This is a genomic window from Geomonas diazotrophica (assembly GCF_019063885.1).
GTDB classification, from domain to species: Bacteria; Desulfobacterota; Desulfuromonadia; order Geobacterales; family Geobacteraceae; genus Geomonas; species Geomonas diazotrophica.
On record NZ_CP077684.1, the window covers coordinates 4,154,791 to 4,175,428 of the forward strand.

Genomic DNA, 20,638 nt, shown 5'->3' on the forward strand with positions numbered 1-20,638 from the left:
ATAAACTCCGCATCTTTTGACGCGCTAATCGTTCAGACTGCCTGTTCCGAAGATCCGGGCCAGGGCCTCTATCGATTCCTCGAATGTCACCTGGTCCGCCACGTCCTGCTTCAGGTAGGCGACCATCTGGTCCATCCGCGCTATGGCCAGGTCGATCTTCGGATTGCTGCCCGCCTTGTAGGCGCCGATGTTGATCATGTCCTCGGCCTGCCGGTAGGCGGCCAGGGTCTCCTTGAACTGCCCGGCCAGCGCCCGGTGCTCCCTGCTGGTCACGTCGCTCATGACGCGGCTCGCGCTGTTCAACAGGTCGATGGGGGGATAGACGTTCCTGGCCGCCAGCTCACGGGTCAGGATGATGTGCCCGTCGAGGATGCTGCGCATGGCGTCGGAGATCGGCTCGTTGAAGTCGTCCCCCTCGACCAGCACCGTGTACAGCCCGGTGATGCTCCCCCCCTGGAAGTTGCCGGTCCGCTCCAAAAGCCTCGGGAGCGCCGCGAAAACGCTCGGGGTGTACCCCTTGGTGGTGGGGGGCTCGCCGATGGCCAGCCCCACCTCGCGCATCGCCATGGCGAAACGGGTGGCGGAGTCCATCATGAGGAGCACCTTCTTCCCCTGGGCCTGGAAGTACTCGGCGATGGTGGTCGCTATGTAGGCGCCGCGCATCCGAACCAGCGGGGGCTGGTCGCTGGTCGCCACCACCACCACCGACTTCCTGAGCCCCTCGGCCTGCAGGTCCTTCTCGATGAACTCCCGCAGTTCCCGGCCGCGCTCGCCGATCAGGGCGATCACGTTGACGTCGGCCTCGGTGTAGCGGGCGATCATCCCCAGAAGGGTCGACTTCCCCACCCCCGAGCCGGCCATGATGCCGACCCTCTGCCCCTCGCCGCAGGTCAAAAGACCGTTGATGGCGCGGATGCCGAGGTTCAGGGGCTTCCGGATCGGACGCCTTTTCATGGGGTTCACCGGCAGGGCGTAGATGGGATACTCGTCCGCCACCTCGATGGGCCCCTTGTCGTCGATCGGCTCCCCCAGCCCGTCGATGACCCGTCCGAGGAGCGCGGGGCCGACCCCCAGGGCCGCCTTCTCGCGCCGGACCGAGATCACGCTCCCGAGTCCCACGCCGCGCAGTTCCCCAAGCGGCATCAACAGGGTCTTGTTCTCGCGGAAACCGACCACCTCGGCGGGGATCGGGGGATGCCCCTCGGAGTGCACCTCGCAGACGCTCCCCACCGCGGTCTCGGGGCAGTACCCCTCGATGACCAGGCCTACCACCTGGGTCACCTTGCCGTGAAAACGGACCGGCTTGGCCGCATCGACCACCGGCAGGTAGCGCGCCAGATCAATCCCCACTTGGTTCTTCCTCCCGCCGCGCGTTCCTCTCCTCGGAGAGCCGGCGCATGATCTCCTCGAGCTGGGCGTCGAGGCCGGCGTCGATGTTGCCCCGCACCGTCTCCACCAGGCAGCTCGCCGGCCCCAGCGCCGGGTCCTCGCGCAGCGTTATCTTCTTCCTGTCCCGGGAAAGCGCCTGGAACTGGGGCGAGTACGCCACCACCTGGTACTCCTCCGGGTTCAACCGCACCACGATCTCCCCTTCGTCCGCGGCCAGCTCGACCGCCCCGTGCACCAGCCCCGCGATCAGCCCCGGGTCGAGGGAGAGCTCCCGCATCATCACCTTGCGCGCTATCAGCACCGAGAGCTTCAAAAGGTCCTCTTCGGCGTCGTGCATGAGCTGGGACCGCAACGCGCCCGTGGAGAGGAGCGCCTGGGCCAGCGCCTCGCTCACCTTGGCGAGGTCCTCCTCGGCCTGCTGCCTTCCCTTCTTGACCCCTTCGGCGTGCGCCTGCTGGATCCGTCTGAGCGCCTCTTCCTCGGCGATCACGCTGGGAGGGATTTCGGGCTCCCGCTCCTCCTCGACCAGAGCGGGCTCCTCCTCACCCAGCTGGATGGGGCGGAACACCTCCTGCCCCGCCGTCGGGACCAGTTCGCCCCCAAGCGGCTCCAGCGTGTAGGCCTCGGAGTCGACCCCCTTCCTGATGATCTTAGACGAGAACATCTTCCGCCCCGCGTCCCGCGATGACCACCTTCCCTTCCTCTTCCATCTTCCGGACGATCTTGATGATCTCGCTCTGGGCCTTCTCCACGTCGGAGAGGCGCACCGGCCCCATGACCTCCAGGTCCTCCTTGATCATCTCGGCCGCGCGGCTGGAGATGTTGCGGAAGATCTTGTCCTTGACCTCGTCCACCGAGGTCTTCATGGCCAGGGTCAGCGTGTCGTTGGAGACCTCCCTCATGATGGACTGGATGGCGCGGTCGTCCAGCTTGAAGATGTCCTCGAAGGTGAACAGGTGCTTCCTGATCACCTCGGCCAGCGGCGGGTTCATGGTGTCGAGCTTGTCGAGGATCTTCTTCTCGCGGCTTCGGTCGAGGTGCGCGAACATGTCCACCACCTTCTCCACGCCGCCGACCTTGAAGCGCTGCACCCCGCCCAGGGCGGTCAGCTCCACCCGGATCACCTCATCGATCTCGGCGAGGATCTCTGGGGAGACCTGGTCCACCTCCGCGATGCGGATCACCACCTCGGCCTGAAGCTCCTGCGGCAGGAGCGCGATGATCTCGCTGGTCTGCTTGGGCTTCAGCTTGGCCAGTACCACGGCGATGGTCTGCGGGTGCTCCTGGGAGAAGAAATTGGCGATGGTGCGGGGGTCCATGGTGGAGAGGATGTCGGCCATGTCGCCGATACCGGAGGTGCGGATCTCCTGCAGGAGGGTCTCCGCCCGCAACGGCCCCAGCGCCTTCTCCAGGATCTTCTTGACGAACTCCTCCCCCTGGGAGAAGAAGCCGGTTTCCGGGTTGGTGATGTCGGTGAACTCCTCCACCACCGAGGCGATCTCCTCGCGCGGGACGTGACCGAGCTTGGACATGCTCTGGCTGATCCGCTTGATGTCGCCGTCGTCCATGTGCCCGAAGACCTTGGCGGTCGCCTCGGGGCCCAGGTACAAAAGGAGTATGGCGGCCTTCTCGGCTCCGGTCATGCTGCACCTCTATAAATCACGTATCTCATCTAGTCCTTGCGCGTCAGCCAGTTCTGAAGAATCTGGGCGGCCTGGTAGGGATCCTGTTTCACCTTCTCCACCAGCTCGATCTGGGTCACCCGCATCTTCTCCTGGGCGATCTTCTGCATCTCGAGCATGTGGGCGTTCTCGACCTCGTCCTGGATCGGGAGGAAGGAGGTGGCGGGCTTCTCGCTCTTCAGCGTCTTAAGCAGCGGCCGGATCACGAACAGGATCAGGGCCAGGAAGCCCAGGCCGATCAGGCCGTTCTTGATCAGGGTCTGCACGATGGGGGCGTCGTACCACTTGGACCCCTCGCCGCCGGTTTCGCCGGTCTCCTGGAAGGGGATGTTGGCCACGGTCACCTGGTCGCCGCGCTCGGCGTTGAAGCCGACCGCGCTCTTCACCAGCGCCTCGATCTTCTGCATCTCGTCCGGGGTCCGGGGCTGGTACTTGGGCTGCGCGCCCGGCTTCGCCCCCACGGGGAGATCGTACTTGCCGTCCACGAGGACCGCCACCGACACCTTGGAAAGCGCCCCAACCGGCTCGATGATGCGGGCGGTGGAACGGCTCACCTCGTAGTTCAAGGTCTCGTCGGTCTTCGAGCCGCCACCGCTCTGCCCACCCGGTCCCGGGGGGGTGCGCCCGAGGTTGGTCTGCGCGCCCGGGACGCCGGAGGCGGTGGTCGTGGCCCCCCCCTTCTCCTCGCTTCTCTGCTCGCTTCTCACCGCGGCGGACTCGGGGTCGTAGCGCTCCTCGTACTTTTCAACCTGCTTGAAGTCGAAGTTGGCGGTGACCCGGGCCACGCACTTGCCGGAGCCGACCACGCGGTCCAGGAGCGACTGCAGCTTGTCCTCCTGGGTCTTCTCGAAGTTGCGCTGGGTCTCCTGGCGGGAGCCGGTCAGCTTGCTGGCCGGGTCGGAGCTGGTGTTGCCGGAGAGCATCTTGCCCCGGCTGTCGAGGACGGTCACCTGCTCGGGGTCCATCCCCTCGATGGAGGCGGCGATCAGGTGCACGATCCCCTGCACCTCGGAGTCCCTGAGCATCCGGCTCGATTTCATCTTGAGCACGACCGAGGCGGTCGCCGGCTTCTCGGCCTCCTTGAACAGGGTCTTCTCCGGGATGGCCAGGTGCACCCGGGCCGACTCGACCCCGGCGATCTGCGAGATGGTGCGGGAAAGCTCGCCCTGCAGGGCGCGCTGGTAGTTCAGTTTCTGCACGAACTCGGTCATGCCGAAGTTCTTGCGGTCGAAGATCTCGTAGCCGACGCCCCCACCCTGGGGCAGCCCGTCGCTGGCCAGGGAGAGCCTCAGGTCGTACACCTTGTCCGACGGGACCATGATCGCCTTGCCGTCGGCGGCGATCTGGTAGGGCACCTTCTGTTCTTTCAATTTTTTGACAATCTCGCCGGCGTCGTCGCTGTTCAGGTTGGCGAACAGCGGGCGGTAGTCGGTCTTGTTCGCCACGGTGATCAGCGCCGCGAAGGCGAGCAGCGACCCGAGTGCGACCCCCGCGACGACCAGACGCTTCCCCGTCGACAGAGCGAGAAAAGGTTCCAAAAGTTTTTTAAGCCCTTCCGGCATGGTGTCTCCAAAAACAGATTAAGGTTGAGATTAAGATTAAGGTATGCCGTTTTAAGCACTTACGTACTGAGGTCAAGAAAGCCTTTTCTCAATCTCAACCTTAATCTCAATCTGCCTTTAAACCGGCATCCTCATGATCTCCTGGTACGCCTCGACCGCCTTGTTGCGTACCTGGGTCAGCATCTGAAAGGAGATGCTGGCCTTTTCCACCGCGAGCATCACCTCGTGCAGCCCCTTGGTCTCGCCGGTGGCCAGCGCCTGGATGGATTGGTCCGCGGCGCCTTGCTGCTGGTTCACTTTGGAGACCATCTCCTCCAGAAACTTGCCGAAGCCGACGGTCGGGTTGCCCTGCGTCCCCTGCACCTCTTGGGCGGGAAAAGCCTGGGAGAGTCCGCCTACCTTGGTGAGTGCCGATATTTCCATGTAGTACCTCCGTTACCTAGCGCAGCAGGTCGAGCGTCTTGAGCGCCATGCTCTTGGCTGCCTGGGTGGCCGTGATGTTCGCCTCGTAGCTGCGGCTGGCCGTGATCATGTCGGCCATCTCCTCGACCACGTTGATGTTGGGGTATGCCACGTAGCCGTTGGCGTCCGCATCCGGGTGCCCCGGCTCGTACTGCAGCCGCGGGGGGCGCTGGTCCTCGTTGATCTGGGTGACCTGGACGCTCCTGGCCTCGTTGGCGCGGGAAAGAGCGGCGCCGAAGGAATTCCCCTCCTTGACCGGGGTCGCGGTGAACACCGCGTCCTTGCGCCGGTAGGGTCCCCCCTCCGCGGTCCTGGTGGAATTGACGTTGGCCAGGTTGGACGAGATCAGGTTCATCCTGGTGCGCTCGGCGGCGAGTGCCGAGGCGCTGATGTCCATGGAAGTGAAAAAGTCCATTATAAGGTACCCCTTATGGCCTGCTTCAGCTCCTCGAACTTCTTGGTGAGGATCTGCACGCTGGCGTTGTACATGATCTGGTTCTCAGCCAGACGCCCCATCTCGCTCTCCATCTCAACGCTGTTGCCGTCGGGCCCCATGTTGCCGGAATTCAGCTCGACCACGTCACCCCGCACCTTCTCCAGGGAGGCCGCGGAGGCCCCCTTGAGCGGGATGTGGCGCGGGTTGGTGAGCGCGCCGGCTTTGGGTCCCCCCTTGAGGGCGCTCTTCAGCTGCCCCTCGAAGGAGAGGTCGCTGGCCGTATAGCCCGGGGTCTCCACGTTGGCCAGGTTGGCCGAGATCATCGTCTGCCGCTTGGCCCTCAAGTCCAGGGTCTTCCCCAGCAGTTCGACGGTGGTTCCGAAAATTCCTTGCACTGGCATCTCATCCTCCTTGGTCGCCAAGCAGCATCAGCAAAAGGCGTACCACCTACGGCGATTCAATGTAATCGGCAGGTTACGCCACCGGGCGGCGACGGGGTCATCTTTTTGACAGTCAGGGAAGCTGTCCGGCGATCTTCATGCGCCAGTTCAGGTCGTTGAGCGCCTCGGAGGCGAGCCTCCCCCAGGTACCCCCGAGCCCGGCCGCCTTCTCCCAACTCGCCTTGGCCAGGCGCACCTCGCCCAGCTGCAGCTGCAGCTCCCCGCTCTTGTAGAGGAACTGGCCGCTCATCTCGCCGGAGGCGACGCTCTCCCCCACCTGGCAGGCCGCCAGGGCCCGCTGGTAGTCCTTGCCGGCGGCGAGGGCCGTGGCCAGGGTGAAGTAGCCGTCCGGGAGGAACGGGTGCCCCGGTTTGACGGCGGAGGTGAAGCGGGCCAGGCTGCGCACCGCGCCGCGGTAGTCCTTGGCCGCCTCAAGCGCCTTGCCCAGGTAGTATTCGCTCTCCGGCAGCTGCGCCTGCGCCCCCTTCGCGCCCAGGAAGGCGAGCTGCGCCGCCGCACCGGGCAGGTCCCCCCGCTCGAAGGCGAGCCTCCCCAGCTGCTCGCGCACCCGCCCCAGGTGGGGGTCGCGCGGGAAGCGGGCCAGGAAATCGCGGGCGGTCGCCTCGGCCAGCGGCACGTTGCCGAAGGCGACGGCGTCATCGACGATGCGGGACAAGAGGAACGGGGCACTGCCGGCGACCCAGTTCTTCTGCCCGAGGTACCCGAAGAGCTCAAGCTCCTTCGCGGTGGCGCCGGTCTTCTCGAAGGCCTGCGACACCCTGGGGGCGAAGCCCGGGTCGCCGAAGCAGCGGGCCAGATATTCCCGGTTGTCCAAGGCGAGCTGGACCAGCCCCTGATCGTTGCCGGCGGCGGCGGTCTCCTGGTACACCGGGAAGAGGATCTCCTCCCGCATCTTCTTGACGATGGTGCTGAAGATGCCGCGCGGGTAGCGCCGGTCGTAGGTGACCACGGTATCAAGGGCCTCCTTGGGGGAGGCGTAGAGCGAGAGGAGCAGCGTCATCTTGAAGAGCGCCTCGTCGCGCGAGGCGGGATCGCCCGGCTCCTGGTAGATCGTCTGGTACTTGGCCAGAAGTTGCCGGTAGCGGTCGCGGGAGAGGGTGAAGAGCTCGCGGTCGGCGAGCTTCAGGCGCGCCCTGCCTGCCGCGGGGCTCCCGGTCGAGTAGACCACCACGCTGCGGTACATGGCCTGGGCCGCCTCCTTCTGGCCGTTGCGCTCGATGAGGTCGGCCAGGCGGTTCAGGAGCTCCGCCTGGTAGGGGGTCCCCAGGTACCGCTCCATGAGGCGGAGCAACATGGCGCGGGCGGCGGCGAAGTTGCCGGTCCTCGCCAGCGCATCCGAGTAGGGCTGCAGGAGTTCCGGGGCCTGCTCCAGGTACCGGGGCCAGAGCCCCTCCCCCTGCCGGAAATAGGAAAGGGCGTCCTGGTGCCGTCCCAGCCGCTCCAGGGCTTCCCCGAGCCGGTAGCAGGCCAGGGCCTTGGGGCCGGGGACCTTGTTCAGGAACATGGAGAAGACGTTGACCGCCTCCTCGGCCCGGTCCCGGTACAACAGGCTTTCACCCTGCTGGAACAGGAGCGCTTCCCCCTCGGGGAGGAGCCCCTTCAGGATCTTCCCGTCGGTGGGGGCAAAGGGAACGCCGCCGGGATCGGCGTCGAAATCCCGCACGAAACGCTCGGTGCCGGAGAGTATCGGCTCGCGCCCGGGGGCGATGTCCACCCGCGCCACCCGTTTCACTCCCGGCCCGATATCCAGCGACAGCACGCTGGGGTTGGCGCAGGAGACCACCTGGACTCCGGGATCGGCGTCACGCACCGCAACGGAGACGCTGAGCGCGCCGCGCAGCTCCGCGGTGGTGACGCCGGCGAGCTGCTTGTCGTTTAGGACGCGTAGTTTCTTGAAGCTGGGGGAATCCGCCCCGCGCACCTCGAGCCGGACCCGCCCGGAGAGGACCCGGAGCGTGTAGTCGGGGGGGGACTGGAAGAAGAGGTTGACCCTGGTGAAGCCCTGGTGCGGGTGCACCGCCATGCGCAGCAGGCGGTTTTCCTGCTGAGCCAGGGCGCTTTGCGGGAGGGCGCAGGCGAGCAGTATCGTGACGAGCCCCAGCAAAAGTGCCGGGGCGGGTATGCGCAGCGTAAAGGTCATGGGGGAGTTCAAGGCAAAAGCCATGCCGTAGGGATGCGGCGAAGCACCGGCACGCTAACCCGCCGGGACTACGGCATTTTATCTGTGGGGGAATTTTACGTCGCGCCCGCTGGGCGCCGGAGGCGGCCGGCCAGTCAAAAAAACGGAACGCAGGGATGTTTTTTTGACTCGCCTGTCAGTGGTGCAGGATCTTCTCCAGCTTGTCGGCGAGCTCGTGCGGAGCATAAGGGGGCATGACCACCCCCTTGACCCCCGCCTTGAGCGCCTTCAGCACCGCGGTCCGGGTCCACTCCGGCGCGGAGAGGAGCACGGCCCCGCCGCTGCGGTCCACCATCGGGACCACCCGCTTGCAGATGGCGAGGTCGCGGTCGGAGGTCTGCTTCAGGTAGATGACGGCGGCCCGGACGTCACCCTGGGCGAAGAGCCCGGGGAGGTCTGCGCCCAAGGGCGCGTCGATCAGGTTGAGACCGCTGTCGGCCAGCCCCTGCACCAGCTCCTGGCGCCCCTGGTCGTCCCCGAGGACCAGGATGGAGGGGAGCGCCCCGGCGCTTTCTTCCGCCGCCGCCTCGACCTCGGGCTCGGCCTCGGCCGCAGCCTCCTCCGGCTGCGGGTCGAAGAGGTTGGCCAGCGGGTGCGGGATCAGGATGTCCACCATGCTCATCTCGTGCCCCTCGATCTGCAGGGGGGCACGGTACATCAGGTACTCGCCGTCCGGGAAGGGAACTTCGTCGGTGAGCGGGTCGGTTCCGGGAACGTACTTCTGCGGCGGGAGGAGCTTCAGATGCACCTTGTCCGGCAGGTTGGGCTGGAACACGGAGTTGAAGGAGCCGATGATCTGGTTGGCGATCTCGCCGAAGGCGTCCACGTCGTCCGGTTCCTGGATGGAAAGCCGGCGCTTCTCCTGGATCCTCGGCCCCGGGATGCCCAGGAGGATCGAGCTCATCACGATGGTGTCGCCCAGCGAGAAGAGGAGATAGAAGAAGCCGGGGTACGCCTCGCGCGACTCCACCCCCACCACGTAGATGGGGTTGTCCTCGTCCCCGAGGTAGCTCTTGCGGTTGGTGTTGAGGACGTCGGAGGCGGCCACGGACATGCTCTGGCCCAGGAGCATGCTGCTCTCCTCCCCGGCCTGCTTCATGGCGGCGTCCAGCATGGATTGTAACTTTTCGAATGCAGCCATTACGGTACCGCCTAGACTTCCTTCCTGAGCTTCAGACCGACCAGGAAGCGATCACCCTCGTTGGTGAAGGGAATGATGACGCAGTCGCTGTCGGCCATCGAGTTGACCGTGTAATCCTCGCCGGAGATGACGGTCGGGATGGAGAGGTTGATGTCCAGCCCCCCCTTGGAGAGGATCTGCTTCACGTACCCGCCGAGCATGTTGGCGATCTCGCCCAGGGCATCGTTGACGTCTTCCCCCACCTCTTCCACGTCCATCCCCAGCATGTTGGAGGTGATCCTCAGCGCCAGGTGCTGGGGGCAGTGGATGGAGAGGATGCCGGTGTAGGTCCCCGCCAGGCCGACCATGCCGGTGACCGAGCAGTGGAAGGAGGTGACCGGCTCCTTGAGGGGGTAGCTGTCCTCGAGGGCCATCATCACCATGGTTTCGAACACCTCCTTGGTAGCGTTGATGACGTAGGTCGCCAGATCCGCCTCCTCGAGGTGTGTCGCGGCTGCGATATCCTGGTTCAGGGACATCATAAAAGTCCTCCGAGCTTCTCGTTCAACTGGTCGGGCGTGAACGGCTTCTTGATGCTGTCGCTGGCGCCGTTGTTGATCGCCTCCTTGAGGATGTCCTCGCCCCCTTCGGTGGTGATCATCACGATCGGGGTATTGACCCCCTTGCCCCGGACGCACTTGATGAACTCCAGACCGTCCATGTTGGGCATGTTGATGTCCGAGAGGATCAGGTCGATGGTTTTGCCCTCCATGGCGGAGAGGGCCTCGATGCCGTCGCCGGCCTCGTAGATGTCGTCGATGGCGAGCCCCGCCTGGCGCAGGCTGCGGGAAATGATCTTTCTCATGGTCGAGGAATCGTCCACTATCAATACGTTGCCCATGCTGTTCTCCTCCTTGGCTGTTCTATGCGCGCACAGGGCGGCTTTATTTTTCTCTGCGGGGCGCTCCCGGTCGGGCGAGCCCGATGAGAGCCTAATCGGCGCCGGACGGCGGGAACTTTAACCCTTAAATTAGGACTTGAAGATGCACCTTTCCTTGGCCAGCGGCAAAAGGACCGAGAAGCAGCTCCCCTTGCCGGCGCTGCTCTCGACGCGGATGCTCCCGCCGTGTGCCTCGACTATCGCCTTGCTTATGGTGAGCCCGAGCCCGGTACCCTTGAACCCCTGGGCGCCCGAGGCGCGGAAGTACTTGTTGAAGATGCGCGGCAGTTCGCTCTCGGGGATGCCGATGCCGGTATCGCTGACCCGGACCAGCAGGCAACCGCCCTCGATCGTGCCGGTTACGCTGATGGTGCCGCGCCTGGGGGTGAACTTCACCGCGTTGCCGATCAGGTTGGCGAAGACCCGGGTGATCTGCTTCTCGTCCAGGTCGAGTGTCGGGATCCCGTCGCAGATCTCGCTCAGGAAATAGGAGCCGTGCACCGCCGCCTCCTGCTCGCCGTCGCGGCAGCACCCTTCCAGGAGGGCGCGCGCGTCGCAGGGCTGGCGGTCGATCTGCAGCAGCCCCGCCTCCAGACGGTAGGCGTCCAGCACATCGTCGATCATGGAGAGCATCTTCACCGCGCTCTTGTCCATCTCCTTCACGAAGAGGTGCAGCGAGGGGTCCATCTTCGAGGGCATCTCACCCATCAGTGCCTGCATGTAACCCATGATCACGGTAAGCGGCGACTTGAGGTCGTGGGTCATCATGGCGACGAACTCCTCGCGCTGGCGCTTTTCCTTCTTGTCGCTGCTGATGTCGCGCAACTGGAAGAGCTCCCCTTCCGCGGTTCCCAGCGCACTGGAACGGACCTGGATCACCGAACCGTCGATGCTGACCTCCACCGGCTCGTCCTGCGCGTTCTCGCTCAGCACGCGGTAGATCGGCGTCCTGAGGGGCAGCATGTCCACCCGCTTCCCGAGGACCTTGGCGCGCTCGACGTGCAGGATCTCCTCGGCCCTGCGATTGACGAAAAGCACCTTGCCGCCGGCGTCGAGGTAGACCGTCCCGCAGTCGACCTCCTCCAGCAGACGCGCCGCTAGGTTTTCACGTTCCTCCTGCATGCTACCTCCACCTTCAAGCAAGCCCTGTTTTGGCTTATCGGAACCTGTCTGCATAGCTTGAGCCAAAAGAACTGCAAAAGTTTACCAGATTTTGCGGGAAGCACGTTGCAACAGGGCAAGAGGGGGAGGTGCGGCCAGGGACTAGGAACTACTTAGGGGCTAGGGGCCAGGAGGCTGGCGGCTGGCCGCCGGGGGGGCTTTAGCTGTGTTGTGGGGTTGGCGGGCGAAACGGTGGTTTGGGCTCCCTCCCCCGGAGGGGGAGGGATGGGGAGGGGGGAGCTAGCGTCCCAACTGCAGCGGCAAGCCGTTGTTGTACCAGCCGACGATGCCGTCGGTCATGTTGTAAATCTCGCGGTACCCTCTGGAGGAGAGGAAACTCGCGGCGGTGGAGGAACGGGCGCCTACGGCGCAATACACCAGCACCGGCCTGTCGCGTGGGATCTCCTGCACCCGGCGGTTCAGCTCGCCCAGCGGGATCAGCTGCGCCCCCTTCAGGTGCGCCTGGCGGTACTCGTCGGGGGTGCGCACGTCCAGAAGCACCATCCTGGCGTTCTTGGCCAGCAACGCCTGGGCCTGCTTGGAGGTGACGTTGGCGGGCCCCACGGCCTGGGAAAGGGAAGCGGTCAGCATCAAAACGGAAAACAGTACGGCGATAAATCTCATCAATGAACCTCTCTCTTTGCGGTATGAGCTAGTCGACTTCGAGTACGTACCCCACCTGCATCGGCTTGAACCCGCCCGGGAACGCGGCGGCGAGGCGCGCGGCGGCATGGAAACCGGTGCAATGGCCGGGACAGATCTTCTTCAGCCCGTAACGCTTCAGGGCCTTGATGGTTGCGTCGATCTGGGGCTGGGACGAGAAGGCGAGGTGGCATCCTCCCATGACCCCGTAGACCTGCTCCACGCCGGTTTTCTCCCGCGCGAGCTCCAGGGTGTTCACCACCCCGGCGTGACAGCACCCCAGGAGCAGCAAAAGCCCCTTCTCGGTCACGATCACCAGGGATTGGTCGTCCGTGACCCGGTCCCTGTGGCAGCCGGCCTCGTCGCAAAAAAGGCCCGCGTCCCCCTCCTCGTAGCTGGTGCGGCGCGGCACTTCGCCGGTCAGGAAGACGCCGGGGACGACCTCCCGGAAGGCATCGCTGTAGGAGAAGCTCGCCCCGAGCCCGGTGAGAAACTCCTCGGAGTAGGGAACCCCGACGGAGCGGGCGCTTCCCTCGCGGAGCACGTAGCGCCGGGTGAAGATCTCGGGATGGGCCAGTATCCGCTTGGGCCCCGCCGCCTGCAACAACGGCCAGAGCCCCCCGGCGTGGTCGTAGTGGCCGTGGGAGAGTACCACCTGGTCCACGCTCTTCAGGTCCACGTTCATGCGCTGGGCGTTGTGCAGCAGGGTGTGCCCTCCACCGGTGTCGAAGAGCAGCGACTGGTCCCCCGCCTGCACCAGGGCGGCAAAGCCGTGCTCGCCCAGGGTACCGGAGATCGCCCCCGCGCTGTTGTCGCAGAGGACCTTGATGCGGCAGATCATTTGCCGCACCCCTGCGGCGGAAGCTTGGGCACCCCCAGCTTGTCCAGTATGGTCATCATCGGGCACCAGTTGGTGAAGCCGGACTGGAGCAGGTTCAAGCCGATGAAGGCGGTGAACCAGAGCCAGCGCGGATCGTGGTAGTGGGCCAGCGCCAGGGAGATGAGGGTGAACGTGCCGGCGATGAGTCGCAACAGTCTGTCGATGTACATATGACCTCCTTCTCTTTACTTCTTCTGCAGCAGTTCCGCCACCTTGCCGGCCGTGTTGGCCGTGAACTCCACGCAGCGCTTCTTGCCGTTGGCAGTGAGCGCCTTGCAGCAGGTGACGCGGTATTGCTCCTTGAACCAGTGGTGCAGCTCCTTGGTCAGCGCGGCGGACGCCTTGCGATCCTTGACCACGAGGCCGATCGCCATGGTCCCGCCGGCCACCGCGCCGCAGATGCAGCCGGCCCCGGAACCGCCCCCGAAACCGGAAGCGAGATGGACCAGTTCGTCCCCCGCCTCGGGCAGAAACTCGTTTTTCACCGCGGCGAGCACCGCCTCAGCGCAGTGCATCTTGCCGGAGCGGTAGAACCCCTCCGCCTCGTTGGCCACCTTCTCGGCCTGCGACTCGCCGCTCACATTTTCAGCCACATTCTTTCTCAACCAGAACACTAAAACCTCCTAAAGGCAGGTTAAGGCTGAGGTTTAGGTTAAGAAGACCTCTACCGACCTTACCCGTCGCACACATGCTAGCTTATTCTCAACCTAAACCTCAACCTCGACCTGCTTTTTATGTTTCTCCTTCCAGGACTGCACCATGAAATACAGGATCGGGATGGTGATCCGGGAAAGCGTGGTGGAGGCGATCTCGCCGCACATCATGGCGAGCGCGAGCCCCTGGAAGATCGGGTCGAACAGGATCACGAAACTCCCCACCACGACGGCCGCCGCGGTGAGCAGCATGGGGCGGAAGCGGACCGCGCCGGCGTCGATGATGGCCTCGTCCAGCGCCATCCCCTCCCGTCGCCGCAGCTCGGCGAAGTCGATCAGGATGATGGAGTTACGGACAATGATCCCCGCCAGGGCGATGAAGCCTATCATACTGGTGGCCGTGAAGAAGGCCCCCATGACGGCATGACCCGGCAGGATGCCGATCAGGGTGAGCGGGATGGGCGCCATGATCACCAGCGGCGTGGTGAAGTCGCGGAACCAGGCCACCACCAGCACGTAGATGAGCACCATCACCGCCGCGAAGGCGGCACCAAGGTCGCGGAACACCTCGTAGGTGATGTGCCATTCGCCGTCCCACTTGATGCCCGGGCGCTCCTCGCTCCAGGGCTGGGAAGCGGCGCGCTGCTCGATGTGGTAGCCGCCGGGGAGCAGTATGTTGTCGATATCCTTCTGCATCTTCAGGATGGCGTAGACCGGCGCCTCGATCACCCCGGCGACGTCCCCGATCACGTACACCACGCTCTTCATGTTCTTCCGGTAGAGGGATTTTTCCTCCACCCCGCGCACCACGCGCACCAGCTCGGAAAGCGGCACGTTCCCCTTGTTCCCCGCCACGTAGATGGAGGAGAGCGAGGAGACGTCGCTTCGGGAGCCTACCGGCAGGCGCAGGTTGATCCGGATCGGCTCCTTCTCCTGCGGCACGTGCATGAGCCCCACGTCGGTCCCCCCCACCGCGAGCTTCAGGGTCTGCACCACCTGGGCCGCGTCGACGCCCGATAGTGCTGCCTTTTCGCGATCCACCTCGAAGCGCATGGTGGGGTGATCGTCCTCCTGGTACCAGTCGACGTCGACCACCCCCGGGGTCTTCTTGAAGATGTCCCGTATCTTTCTGGCGATCTCCACCCGGCTTTGCTGGTCGGGGCCGTAAACCTCGGCCACCAGCGTGGAAAGGACCGGGGGGCCGGGGGGGATCTCGGCGACCTTGAGCCGGGCGCCGTAACGGTCGGTGATCGCCTTCAGGGCGGGGCGGATCCTTTTCGCGATGTCGTGCGACTGGGCGCTTCTTTCGTCCTTGCTCTCGAGGTTGACCTGGATCTCCGCCACGCTCGGCCCCTGGCGCAGGTAGTAGTGGCGCACCAGGCCGTTGAAGTTGAAGGGAGAGCTGGTGCCGACGTAACTCTGGAAGTCGGTCACCTCGGGGACCTTCCTGAGCGCTTCCCCGAGCTCGGCCACCATGCGGGCGTTGTCCTCCAGCGTCGTCCCCTCCGGCGCGTCCACGATCAGCTGCAGCTCGCTCTTGTTGTCGAACGGGAGCATCTTGACCGTGACGGCCTTGAAGTAGATCAGCGAGCAGGAGAGGATGAGCAGGACCACCACCATGGTCAGGAAGCCGTAGCGCACCTTCTTGTCGTGCAAAAGCCTCCCCATCATGCGCCGGTAGAAACGGGTCATCCAGGTCTCTTCGGGAGCCGCCTCGGTGCCGTAGTGGGACTCACCCTTCATGAAGCGGTAGGCGAAGTAGGGGGTCACGATCAGCGCGATCAGGAGCGAGAAGACCATGGCCATGGAGGCGCCCACCGGGATGGGACGCATGTACGGCCCCATGAGACCCCCCACGAACCCCATGGGGAGGATGGAAGCGATCACCGCCAGGGTGGCCAGCATGGTCGGGTTGCCGATCTCGTCCACCGCCCGGATCGCCGCCTCAAGCGGCTTCAACTTGCTCGTGGTGAAGTAGCGGTGGATGTTCTCCACCACCACGATGGCGTCGTCCACCAGGATGCCGATGGAGAAGATCAGTGCGAACAGCGTGATCCGGTTCAGCGTGTAGCCGATCCGGTTGAAGATGAACATGGTGAGCGCGAGCGTCACGGGTATCGCGATGGCCGCCACCGCGCCGGCGCGCCACCCCATGAAGACCGCGATCAGGATGGTGACCGAGATGGCCGCCAGGAACATGTGGAACAGGAGCTCGTCGTTCTTGTCCTTTGCGGTTTCGCCGTAGTTCCTGGTGACGGTGACCTGCATCTCCGATGGGATCAGTTTCCCCTTCTGAAACTCGACCCGCTTTAGGAGGTCTTCGGCAACCCAGGTCGCGTTGGCACCCTTCCTCTTGGCGATGGCGATGGTGACCGCCGGGTAGTCCGCGGCGCCCCCCTTCAGACCCTTGTGCGCGGCAGCGGGGCCCAGGCCGAAGAAGACGTAGTCCTTGGGTTCCTGGACCCCGTCGGTTACCGTGGCGACGTCGGAGAGGTAGACCGGGCGGCCGTCCTTGACGCTCACCACCAGGCGGCCGGCGTCGGCCGGGTCGGCAATGAAGCCGCCGACTTCCAGGCTGTATTCCCGGTTTCCCGAGGCGAAGGAACCGGCGCGCTGCGACACGTTAGCCTTCTCCAGCGCCCCCATCACCGCGAGCGGGGTCAGGCCGTAGGAGGAAAGTTTGGCCGAGTCGAGCTGCACCTTCAGCTCGCGCGACACCCCTCCCTTGATCTCCGAGTGGGCGACGTTCTCCACCTTCTGCAGGTCGTCGCACAGTTCCCGCGCCACCCGGCGCAGGGCGTTGTGGTCGTAGCGGTCGGACCAGAGCGTGAGCGAGACGATGGGGACGTCATCGATGGACTTTGAGACCACCAGCGGCTCCCCTGCCCCCGGGGGGAGGAGGTTGCGGTTGCTCATCACCTTGTTGTAGAGCTTGACGAGGGAGTCTTCCATGCTCTCCCCCACCAGGAAGCGGACCGTGATGATCCCCATCCCCTGGCGGCTGGCGGAGTAGATGTACTCGACCCCGTTGATCTCCCAGATCTTCTTCTCGAAGGTGGTGACCACCCGCTCCTCGACCTCCTTCGGGGAAGAGCCGGGCATGGGGAGGTAGATGTCCACCATGGGGACCACGATCTGCGGCTCCTCCTCGCGCGGCGTCGCGATGACCGAGTAGAGCCCGATCAAAAGCGAGGCCACCACGATGAGCGGCGTCAGCTTGGAATCTATGAAGGCGCGGGCGATCTTGCCCGCGAAGCCCAGGTTGTTCATGCGTTCTCCAATGATGACGGGAGCTTTATCGCCCCCCCTCCCCTTGCGGGCGTGCGCCGCGTAGCACTTCAGCTCGCGAAGGGGTGAGGAGGTTGGGGGGTGTGGGAAGCTGCGTCAGGCAATGCACCAGTCAATCTCCCACGACTACTGCACCTTGGCGCCGTCTACCATCTTGTCGAGGCCGGCCGTGACCACCTTCTCTCCCGGGGAAAGACCGGAGAGGATCTCCACGCGTCCCCCCTGGGCACGCCCCGGTTTCACCAGACGCAGACGGGCCAGCCCTTCGGGCGACACCACCCAGACCGAGGTGAGCGAGGAGCGCTGCACCACCGCGGCTGCCGGGACCGCGATCCCCTTGCGGGAGCCGGTCTTGAAGAAGGCCTTGCCGTAACTGCCGGAACGGAGCCTGCCGGAGGGGAGATCGACCTTCACGGTGAAGGTGCGGGTGGCGGGGTCCACCACCGGGACCACCTCGGAGACCCGCCCCGTTTCCGGCGCGCCCTCGACGGCGATGCCGATCTGGTCGCCTCCCTTTACCTTGCCCAGAAGCGTCTCGGGGGCGGCCACTTCCAGCCGGAACCCGTCATCCCCCTCGACGGTCAGAAGCGGGGTCCCCGGAAAGACGGTCTGCCCCGCCTCGACCTGCTTGACCACCACCACGCCGGAGATTGGGGAAACCACCCTGCCGTACCCGGCGACGGCGCCGGCCGCCTGGGCGCCGTGCCGTGCCTGGGCCAGGCGCGCCTCGGCCCGGGCCACCCCCTGCACCGCCACTTCCTGCGCGGTCTTCCTGGTGTCGTACTCCTGGCGGGTGACCGCCTGCTCCGCGAAGAGCCGAGAGTAGCGGTCGAAAGTGACCTCTGCCAGCTTCTTCTGCGCCTGCGCCTCGGAAAGTGCCCGTGCCGCCTCCTCGACGCCGGACACGGCCCCGGCCGCAGCGGCGCCGCTTTCCACCGCCTCGATGGAAACGAGCAGTTTCCCGCGCCCGACCCGGTCGCCTTCTCGCACGAAGATCCGGCTCACGCTGCCGGGAATACGGGCCGCGATCTGCGCGCTGTTGCGCGCCCGCACGGTGCCCACCGCCTCCTGGACATCGGGCAGGTCCTCTGCCGCGAGGGTCTGCACCGTCGCGCCCGTCACCACCGGCGGCGCGGTCGGAGCGACAGTGTGCCCTTCCTTCTTGCCGCAGCCGAAGCCGCTCGCTATCACTAGGGCAACCAACGCCGCCCGGTATGTTCTCATTGCAGAACCTCCTTCACGAATACGCCGGCACGGAAGTAGATCTCCCCCGTCGCGGCATGGAAGCCGTTATCGACCTCCACCAGGTTGGCGCGGGCCTGGGTGAGCGCGCTTTCCGCGTCCATCACCTCCACCAGGGACGAAAGGCCGTTGCCAAAGCGCAGCGTCACCAGGCGCCGGCTTTCCTCGGCATCCCGCACCGCGGACTGTGCGCTCGCCAGTTTCAGGCGCGCCTCCTGGCGGTGCAACACGCTCTCGGTCACCTGCAGCGCCACCTCCCTCCGCTCGTTTTCGAGCAGTTCGGCCGCGCTCTTGCGGATCAGCTCCGCCTTCTCCTTCTCGTGGGACCGCCTGCCGCCGTCGAAGAGGTCCCAGCGCAGGTTCACCCCCACGGTCCAGGAATCCTTGTCGGTCCCCAGGGGAAGGTCACGGTCGTTGATCTGGTAGCTCCCCCGCGCGTACAGGGTCGGGAGATAGGCGTTCCTGGCCTGCCGGACCACCAGCTCGCCGCGCTGCTCCGAATTCTCCGCCAGCTTCAGGTCCGGGCGGTTTAGCCTCGCCAGGGCAATGAGTTGCTCAAGTTCCTGCGCGGGCTCCGCCAGGCTGGGGAGCTCCCCCACGTCCAGGGGCTCTCCCTGGGCTCCGCCGACCACCAGGTTGAGCCTCAGGCGCGCGAGCAGCAGGTCGTTCTTCGCCGAGATCGCGCGCTGCTCGGCCTCGGCCACCAAGGTCGCCGTGCGCAGCCGGTCCGATTTGAGGCCGATGCCGTCCTTCTCGCGCACCGCCGCCAGGCGGTCATGCTCCCGCGCGTTCAAAAGCGCCTGGTCGGCCACCTCGCGGTAGGCCTGCGCCTTGCGCACCCCCAGGTAGGCGAGGTAGACGCGGAATGCGATCTCCTCGCGCCTGGCCTCCTCGGAGAGCGCGGCCGCCTCGGAACCCTTCCCGGCCAGGGCCACCCCCGTGGAGATGCCGAAATCGATCAGCGGCTGCTCAAGCGTCAGCGCCGTCTTGAAGTCGCCGCGCGGCGAGGGGTTGTTGAGGGTGTCGGCGGCGAAGTCCTTGCCGGGGTTGATGCGCCCCTCGTCCAGCTTCATCATGAACACCGCGCTCGGCGTGTTGGAGAGGACCGCTCCGCTCTCCAGCGCCACGCGGGGCAGATAGCGGCTCCTGCTGACTGCCACGTCCTGTTCCGCCGCGCCGCGCTCCAGCGAGGCCGCCTTGAGCAGGTGGTTGCTCTGAAGGGCGCGCTTGACGGCCTCCGGCAGCGTGACCACCTCGCCGAAGGCCGGCGCCGCACAGCTTGCCATCAGCAGAGCGATGAGCGGTAGAAACCTGTGATTCACCCGGAAACCTCCTTGCCGGTACAGTCAAAATATCGAATCGAGATATATTCGAATTCCTATATATATGTTGACCTGATAATTGTCAAGGTAATAACTGTATAAGCATCACTCTAGTGGACTTTGCGGGACGGCCCTGGAATTTTAACACTTAGAAACGAAGGCTCCCGGTACACATGAAAAAAAAAGCGCGCTCCCGGAAAGAGCGCGCCTCGTTTTGGTCAAACGGCGTGGCAGCGAAGTCAGGCCGAGGCCTGGTCCAGCAGGTAGCGTCCAACCCAGTGTTTGGAGAACTGCAGCGCGGTGCGGCCACAGCGCTTGGTCTTGTCGTGCGACCACTGGATGGCGTCCAGCTCCAGCTCCTTGCTCCAGGAGATGCTGACGTTGCGGTTTTTGGCCTCCCGCTCCACGCACTGGCGCACCGCGTCAAGGTAGCGGTCCTGGGTGAAGACGTGGAAGGCGACCCATAGGCCGAAGCGGTCGGAGAGGGAAACCTTCTCCTCCATAGCCTCGCTCTCCTGGAGTTCGCCGTTCACGTACTTGCCGCCCAAGAGGTCGGTGTTGTACTGCGGCAGCAGGTGGCGCCGGTTCGAGGTGACGTAGATGAGCACGTTCTCCGGGGCCGAGTACACCGAACCGTCGAGGGCGCTCTTCAGCATCTTGTAGGAGAGCTCGCCGATCTCGAAGGTGAGGTCGTCGCACAAAAGGATGAAGCGGTAGGGCTGGTCCTCGACGGCGCTGAAGATCTCGGAGAGGTAGATGAGGTCTTCCTTCTCCACCTGGATCACCCGCAGCCCCTCGTGGGCATACTCGTTCAGGAGCGCCTTCACCATGGAGGACTTGCCGGTGCCGCGCGACCCCCAGAGGAGCGCGTTGTTGGCCGGGAGCCCCTTAAGGAACTGGCGCGTGTTGTACACCATGATCTCTTTCTGCTTCTCGCAACCCAGGAGGTCGTCGAGCCTGGTCTGGTCGGTGACCTTCACCGCCTCCAGGTATCCCGAGAAGGAGTGACGACGCCAGTTGGCGGCGTGGCAGGTGGCCCAGTTGACGGCCTTGACCGCCCTGGGGAGCAACATTTCGACAGAGCTGAGCACTCGCTCGAGCTGGGCTACTACCTCCGGTTTCAGATTCAACATGTACTTTTCCGTCCTCTGTGTGGTGGGCTCCGAACCGGCAGTTTGTTCTGATGAAACAACCATGCTCAAGTAACCCCCGGTAATTT

The 20,638-nt window shown here is 64.9% G+C and carries 20 protein-coding genes; all 20 read right to left on the reverse strand.

Annotated features, from left to right (window positions below):
• Positions 1 to 24: 24 nt before the first annotated feature.
• Complete coding sequence (fliI, locus tag KP003_RS18355) at positions 25 to 1,350, reverse strand: flagellar protein export ATPase FliI (RefSeq protein WP_217300077.1); 1,326 nt, start codon at positions 1,348 to 1,350, stop codon at positions 25 to 27.
• The gene (locus KP003_RS18360; RefSeq protein ID WP_216789545.1) at positions 1,340 to 2,053 is read right to left on the reverse strand and encodes a FliH/SctL family protein; all 714 of its coding nucleotides are present in this window, start codon (positions 2,051 to 2,053) and stop codon (positions 1,340 to 1,342) included. The genes fliI and KP003_RS18360 overlap by 11 nt, the downstream gene beginning before the upstream one ends.
• Positions 2,040 to 3,032 carry a flagellar motor switch protein FliG gene (fliG, locus tag KP003_RS18365; protein WP_199395774.1) on the reverse strand — a complete coding sequence of 331 codons (993 nt, stop codon included), beginning with the start codon at positions 3,030 to 3,032 and terminating at the stop codon, positions 2,040 to 2,042. The genes KP003_RS18360 and fliG overlap by 14 nt, the downstream gene beginning before the upstream one ends.
• A 29-nt stretch (positions 3,033 to 3,061) precedes the next feature.
• Positions 3,062 to 4,633: a flagellar basal-body MS-ring/collar protein FliF gene (gene fliF, locus KP003_RS18370; protein ID WP_217300078.1), complete on the reverse strand. Its 1,572-nt coding sequence runs from the start codon at positions 4,631 to 4,633 to the stop codon at positions 3,062 to 3,064.
• Between the two features lie 117 nt (positions 4,634 to 4,750).
• Positions 4,751 to 5,056 carry a flagellar hook-basal body complex protein FliE gene (gene fliE, locus KP003_RS18375; RefSeq protein ID WP_216500311.1) on the reverse strand — a complete coding sequence of 102 codons (306 nt, stop codon included), beginning with the start codon at positions 5,054 to 5,056 and terminating at the stop codon, positions 4,751 to 4,753.
• 16 nt (positions 5,057 to 5,072) lie between these two features.
• Positions 5,073 to 5,510: a flagellar basal body rod protein FlgC gene (flgC, locus tag KP003_RS18380; RefSeq protein ID WP_216500310.1), complete on the reverse strand. Its 438-nt coding sequence runs from the start codon at positions 5,508 to 5,510 to the stop codon at positions 5,073 to 5,075.
• Positions 5,510 to 5,932, reverse strand: a complete 423-nt coding sequence (flgB, locus tag KP003_RS18385) for a flagellar basal body rod protein FlgB (protein ID WP_216789546.1) — start codon at positions 5,930 to 5,932, stop codon at positions 5,510 to 5,512. Before flgB ends, flgC begins: the two co-directional genes overlap by 1 nt.
• Before the next feature lie 112 nt (positions 5,933 to 6,044).
• Positions 6,045 to 8,132 (reverse strand): tetratricopeptide repeat protein, encoded by a 2,088-nt coding sequence (locus tag KP003_RS18390; protein ID WP_217300079.1) that lies wholly within the window; start codon positions 8,130 to 8,132, stop codon positions 6,045 to 6,047.
• 175 nt (positions 8,133 to 8,307) lie between these two features.
• Complete coding sequence (locus tag KP003_RS18395) at positions 8,308 to 9,312, reverse strand: response regulator (RefSeq protein ID WP_217300080.1); 1,005 nt, start codon at positions 9,310 to 9,312, stop codon at positions 8,308 to 8,310.
• A gap of 11 nt (positions 9,313 to 9,323) precedes the next feature.
• Positions 9,324 to 9,833 carry a chemotaxis protein CheX gene (locus tag KP003_RS18400; protein WP_407931696.1) on the reverse strand — a complete coding sequence of 170 codons (510 nt, stop codon included), beginning with the start codon at positions 9,831 to 9,833 and terminating at the stop codon, positions 9,324 to 9,326.
• Positions 9,830 to 10,192 (reverse strand): response regulator, encoded by a 363-nt coding sequence (locus KP003_RS18405; RefSeq protein ID WP_199395781.1) that lies wholly within the window; start codon positions 10,190 to 10,192, stop codon positions 9,830 to 9,832. The genes KP003_RS18400 and KP003_RS18405 overlap by 4 nt, the downstream gene beginning before the upstream one ends.
• 129 nt (positions 10,193 to 10,321) lie before the next feature.
• Positions 10,322 to 11,353 (reverse strand): sensor histidine kinase, encoded by a 1,032-nt coding sequence (locus KP003_RS18410; RefSeq protein ID WP_217300081.1) that lies wholly within the window; start codon positions 11,351 to 11,353, stop codon positions 10,322 to 10,324.
• A 279-nt stretch (positions 11,354 to 11,632) separates the two neighbouring features.
• Positions 11,633 to 12,016, reverse strand: a complete 384-nt coding sequence (locus KP003_RS18415) for a rhodanese-like domain-containing protein (RefSeq protein ID WP_216500303.1) — start codon at positions 12,014 to 12,016, stop codon at positions 11,633 to 11,635.
• Between the two features lie 28 nt (positions 12,017 to 12,044).
• Positions 12,045 to 12,875 carry an MBL fold metallo-hydrolase gene (locus KP003_RS18420; protein WP_217300082.1) on the reverse strand — a complete coding sequence of 277 codons (831 nt, stop codon included), beginning with the start codon at positions 12,873 to 12,875 and terminating at the stop codon, positions 12,045 to 12,047.
• A complete protein-coding gene (locus KP003_RS18425) occupies positions 12,872 to 13,084 on the reverse strand; it encodes a YgaP family membrane protein (RefSeq protein ID WP_216500301.1) in 213 nt (70 codons plus the stop codon). The genes KP003_RS18420 and KP003_RS18425 overlap by 4 nt, the downstream gene beginning before the upstream one ends.
• Before the next feature lie 15 nt (positions 13,085 to 13,099).
• Positions 13,100 to 13,528, reverse strand: coding sequence for a C-GCAxxG-C-C family protein (locus tag KP003_RS18430; protein ID WP_217300083.1), 429 nt, complete (start codon positions 13,526 to 13,528; stop codon positions 13,100 to 13,102).
• Between the two features lie 93 nt (positions 13,529 to 13,621).
• The gene (locus KP003_RS18435) at positions 13,622 to 16,837 is read right to left on the reverse strand and encodes an efflux RND transporter permease subunit (RefSeq protein WP_217300084.1); all 3,216 of its coding nucleotides are present in this window, start codon (positions 16,835 to 16,837) and stop codon (positions 13,622 to 13,624) included.
• Positions 16,838 to 16,981: 144 nt separating this feature from the next.
• Positions 16,982 to 18,079: an efflux RND transporter periplasmic adaptor subunit gene (locus KP003_RS18440; RefSeq protein WP_217300085.1), complete on the reverse strand. Its 1,098-nt coding sequence runs from the start codon at positions 18,077 to 18,079 to the stop codon at positions 16,982 to 16,984.
• Positions 18,076 to 19,419, reverse strand: a complete 1,344-nt coding sequence (locus KP003_RS18445) for a TolC family protein (protein WP_239027572.1) — start codon at positions 19,417 to 19,419, stop codon at positions 18,076 to 18,078. Before KP003_RS18445 ends, KP003_RS18440 begins: the two co-directional genes overlap by 4 nt.
• Before the next feature lie 239 nt (positions 19,420 to 19,658).
• Positions 19,659 to 20,552 carry an ATP-binding protein gene (locus KP003_RS18450; RefSeq protein WP_216500292.1) on the reverse strand — a complete coding sequence of 298 codons (894 nt, stop codon included), beginning with the start codon at positions 20,550 to 20,552 and terminating at the stop codon, positions 19,659 to 19,661.
• Between the last annotated feature and the right edge of the window lie 86 nt (positions 20,553 to 20,638).

What these genes read in the sequence shown, in the direction of transcription:
- KP003_RS18450 (WP_216500292.1), bottom strand. Translation starts at nt 20,552, where the DNA reads ATGTTGAATCTGAAACCGGAGGTAGTAGCCCAGCTCGAGCGAGTGCTC.
- KP003_RS18420 (WP_217300082.1), bottom strand. Translation starts at nt 12,875, where the DNA reads ATGATCTGCCGCATCAAGGTCCTCTGCGACAACAGCGCGGGGGCGATC.
- KP003_RS18390 (WP_217300079.1), bottom strand. Translation starts at nt 8,132, where the DNA reads ATGACCTTTACGCTGCGCATACCCGCCCCGGCACTTTTGCTGGGGCTC.
- fliE (WP_216500311.1), bottom strand. Translation starts at nt 5,056, where the DNA reads ATGGAAATATCGGCACTCACCAAGGTAGGCGGACTCTCCCAGGCTTTT.
- KP003_RS18435 (WP_217300084.1), bottom strand. Translation starts at nt 16,837, where the DNA reads ATGAACAACCTGGGCTTCGCGGGCAAGATCGCCCGCGCCTTCATAGAT.
- KP003_RS18360 (WP_216789545.1), bottom strand. Translation starts at nt 2,053, where the DNA reads ATGTTCTCGTCTAAGATCATCAGGAAGGGGGTCGACTCCGAGGCCTAC.
- KP003_RS18395 (WP_217300080.1), bottom strand. Translation starts at nt 9,312, where the DNA reads ATGGCTGCATTCGAAAAGTTACAATCCATGCTGGACGCCGCCATGAAG.
- KP003_RS18440 (WP_217300085.1), bottom strand. Translation starts at nt 18,079, where the DNA reads ATGAGAACATACCGGGCGGCGTTGGTTGCCCTAGTGATAGCGAGCGGC.
- KP003_RS18405 (WP_199395781.1), bottom strand. Translation starts at nt 10,192, where the DNA reads ATGGGCAACGTATTGATAGTGGACGATTCCTCGACCATGAGAAAGATC.
- KP003_RS18400 (WP_407931696.1), bottom strand. Translation starts at nt 9,833, where the DNA reads ATGATGTCCCTGAACCAGGATATCGCAGCCGCGACACACCTCGAGGAG.
- KP003_RS18410 (WP_217300081.1), bottom strand. Translation starts at nt 11,353, where the DNA reads ATGCAGGAGGAACGTGAAAACCTAGCGGCGCGTCTGCTGGAGGAGGTC.
- fliF (WP_217300078.1), bottom strand. Translation starts at nt 4,633, where the DNA reads ATGCCGGAAGGGCTTAAAAAACTTTTGGAACCTTTTCTCGCTCTGTCG.
- flgB (WP_216789546.1), bottom strand. Translation starts at nt 5,932, where the DNA reads ATGCCAGTGCAAGGAATTTTCGGAACCACCGTCGAACTGCTGGGGAAG.
- KP003_RS18425 (WP_216500301.1), bottom strand. Translation starts at nt 13,084, where the DNA reads ATGTACATCGACAGACTGTTGCGACTCATCGCCGGCACGTTCACCCTC.
- flgC (WP_216500310.1), bottom strand. Translation starts at nt 5,510, where the DNA reads ATGGACTTTTTCACTTCCATGGACATCAGCGCCTCGGCACTCGCCGCC.
- fliG (WP_199395774.1), bottom strand. Translation starts at nt 3,032, where the DNA reads ATGACCGGAGCCGAGAAGGCCGCCATACTCCTTTTGTACCTGGGCCCC.
- KP003_RS18415 (WP_216500303.1), bottom strand. Translation starts at nt 12,016, where the DNA reads ATGAGATTTATCGCCGTACTGTTTTCCGTTTTGATGCTGACCGCTTCC.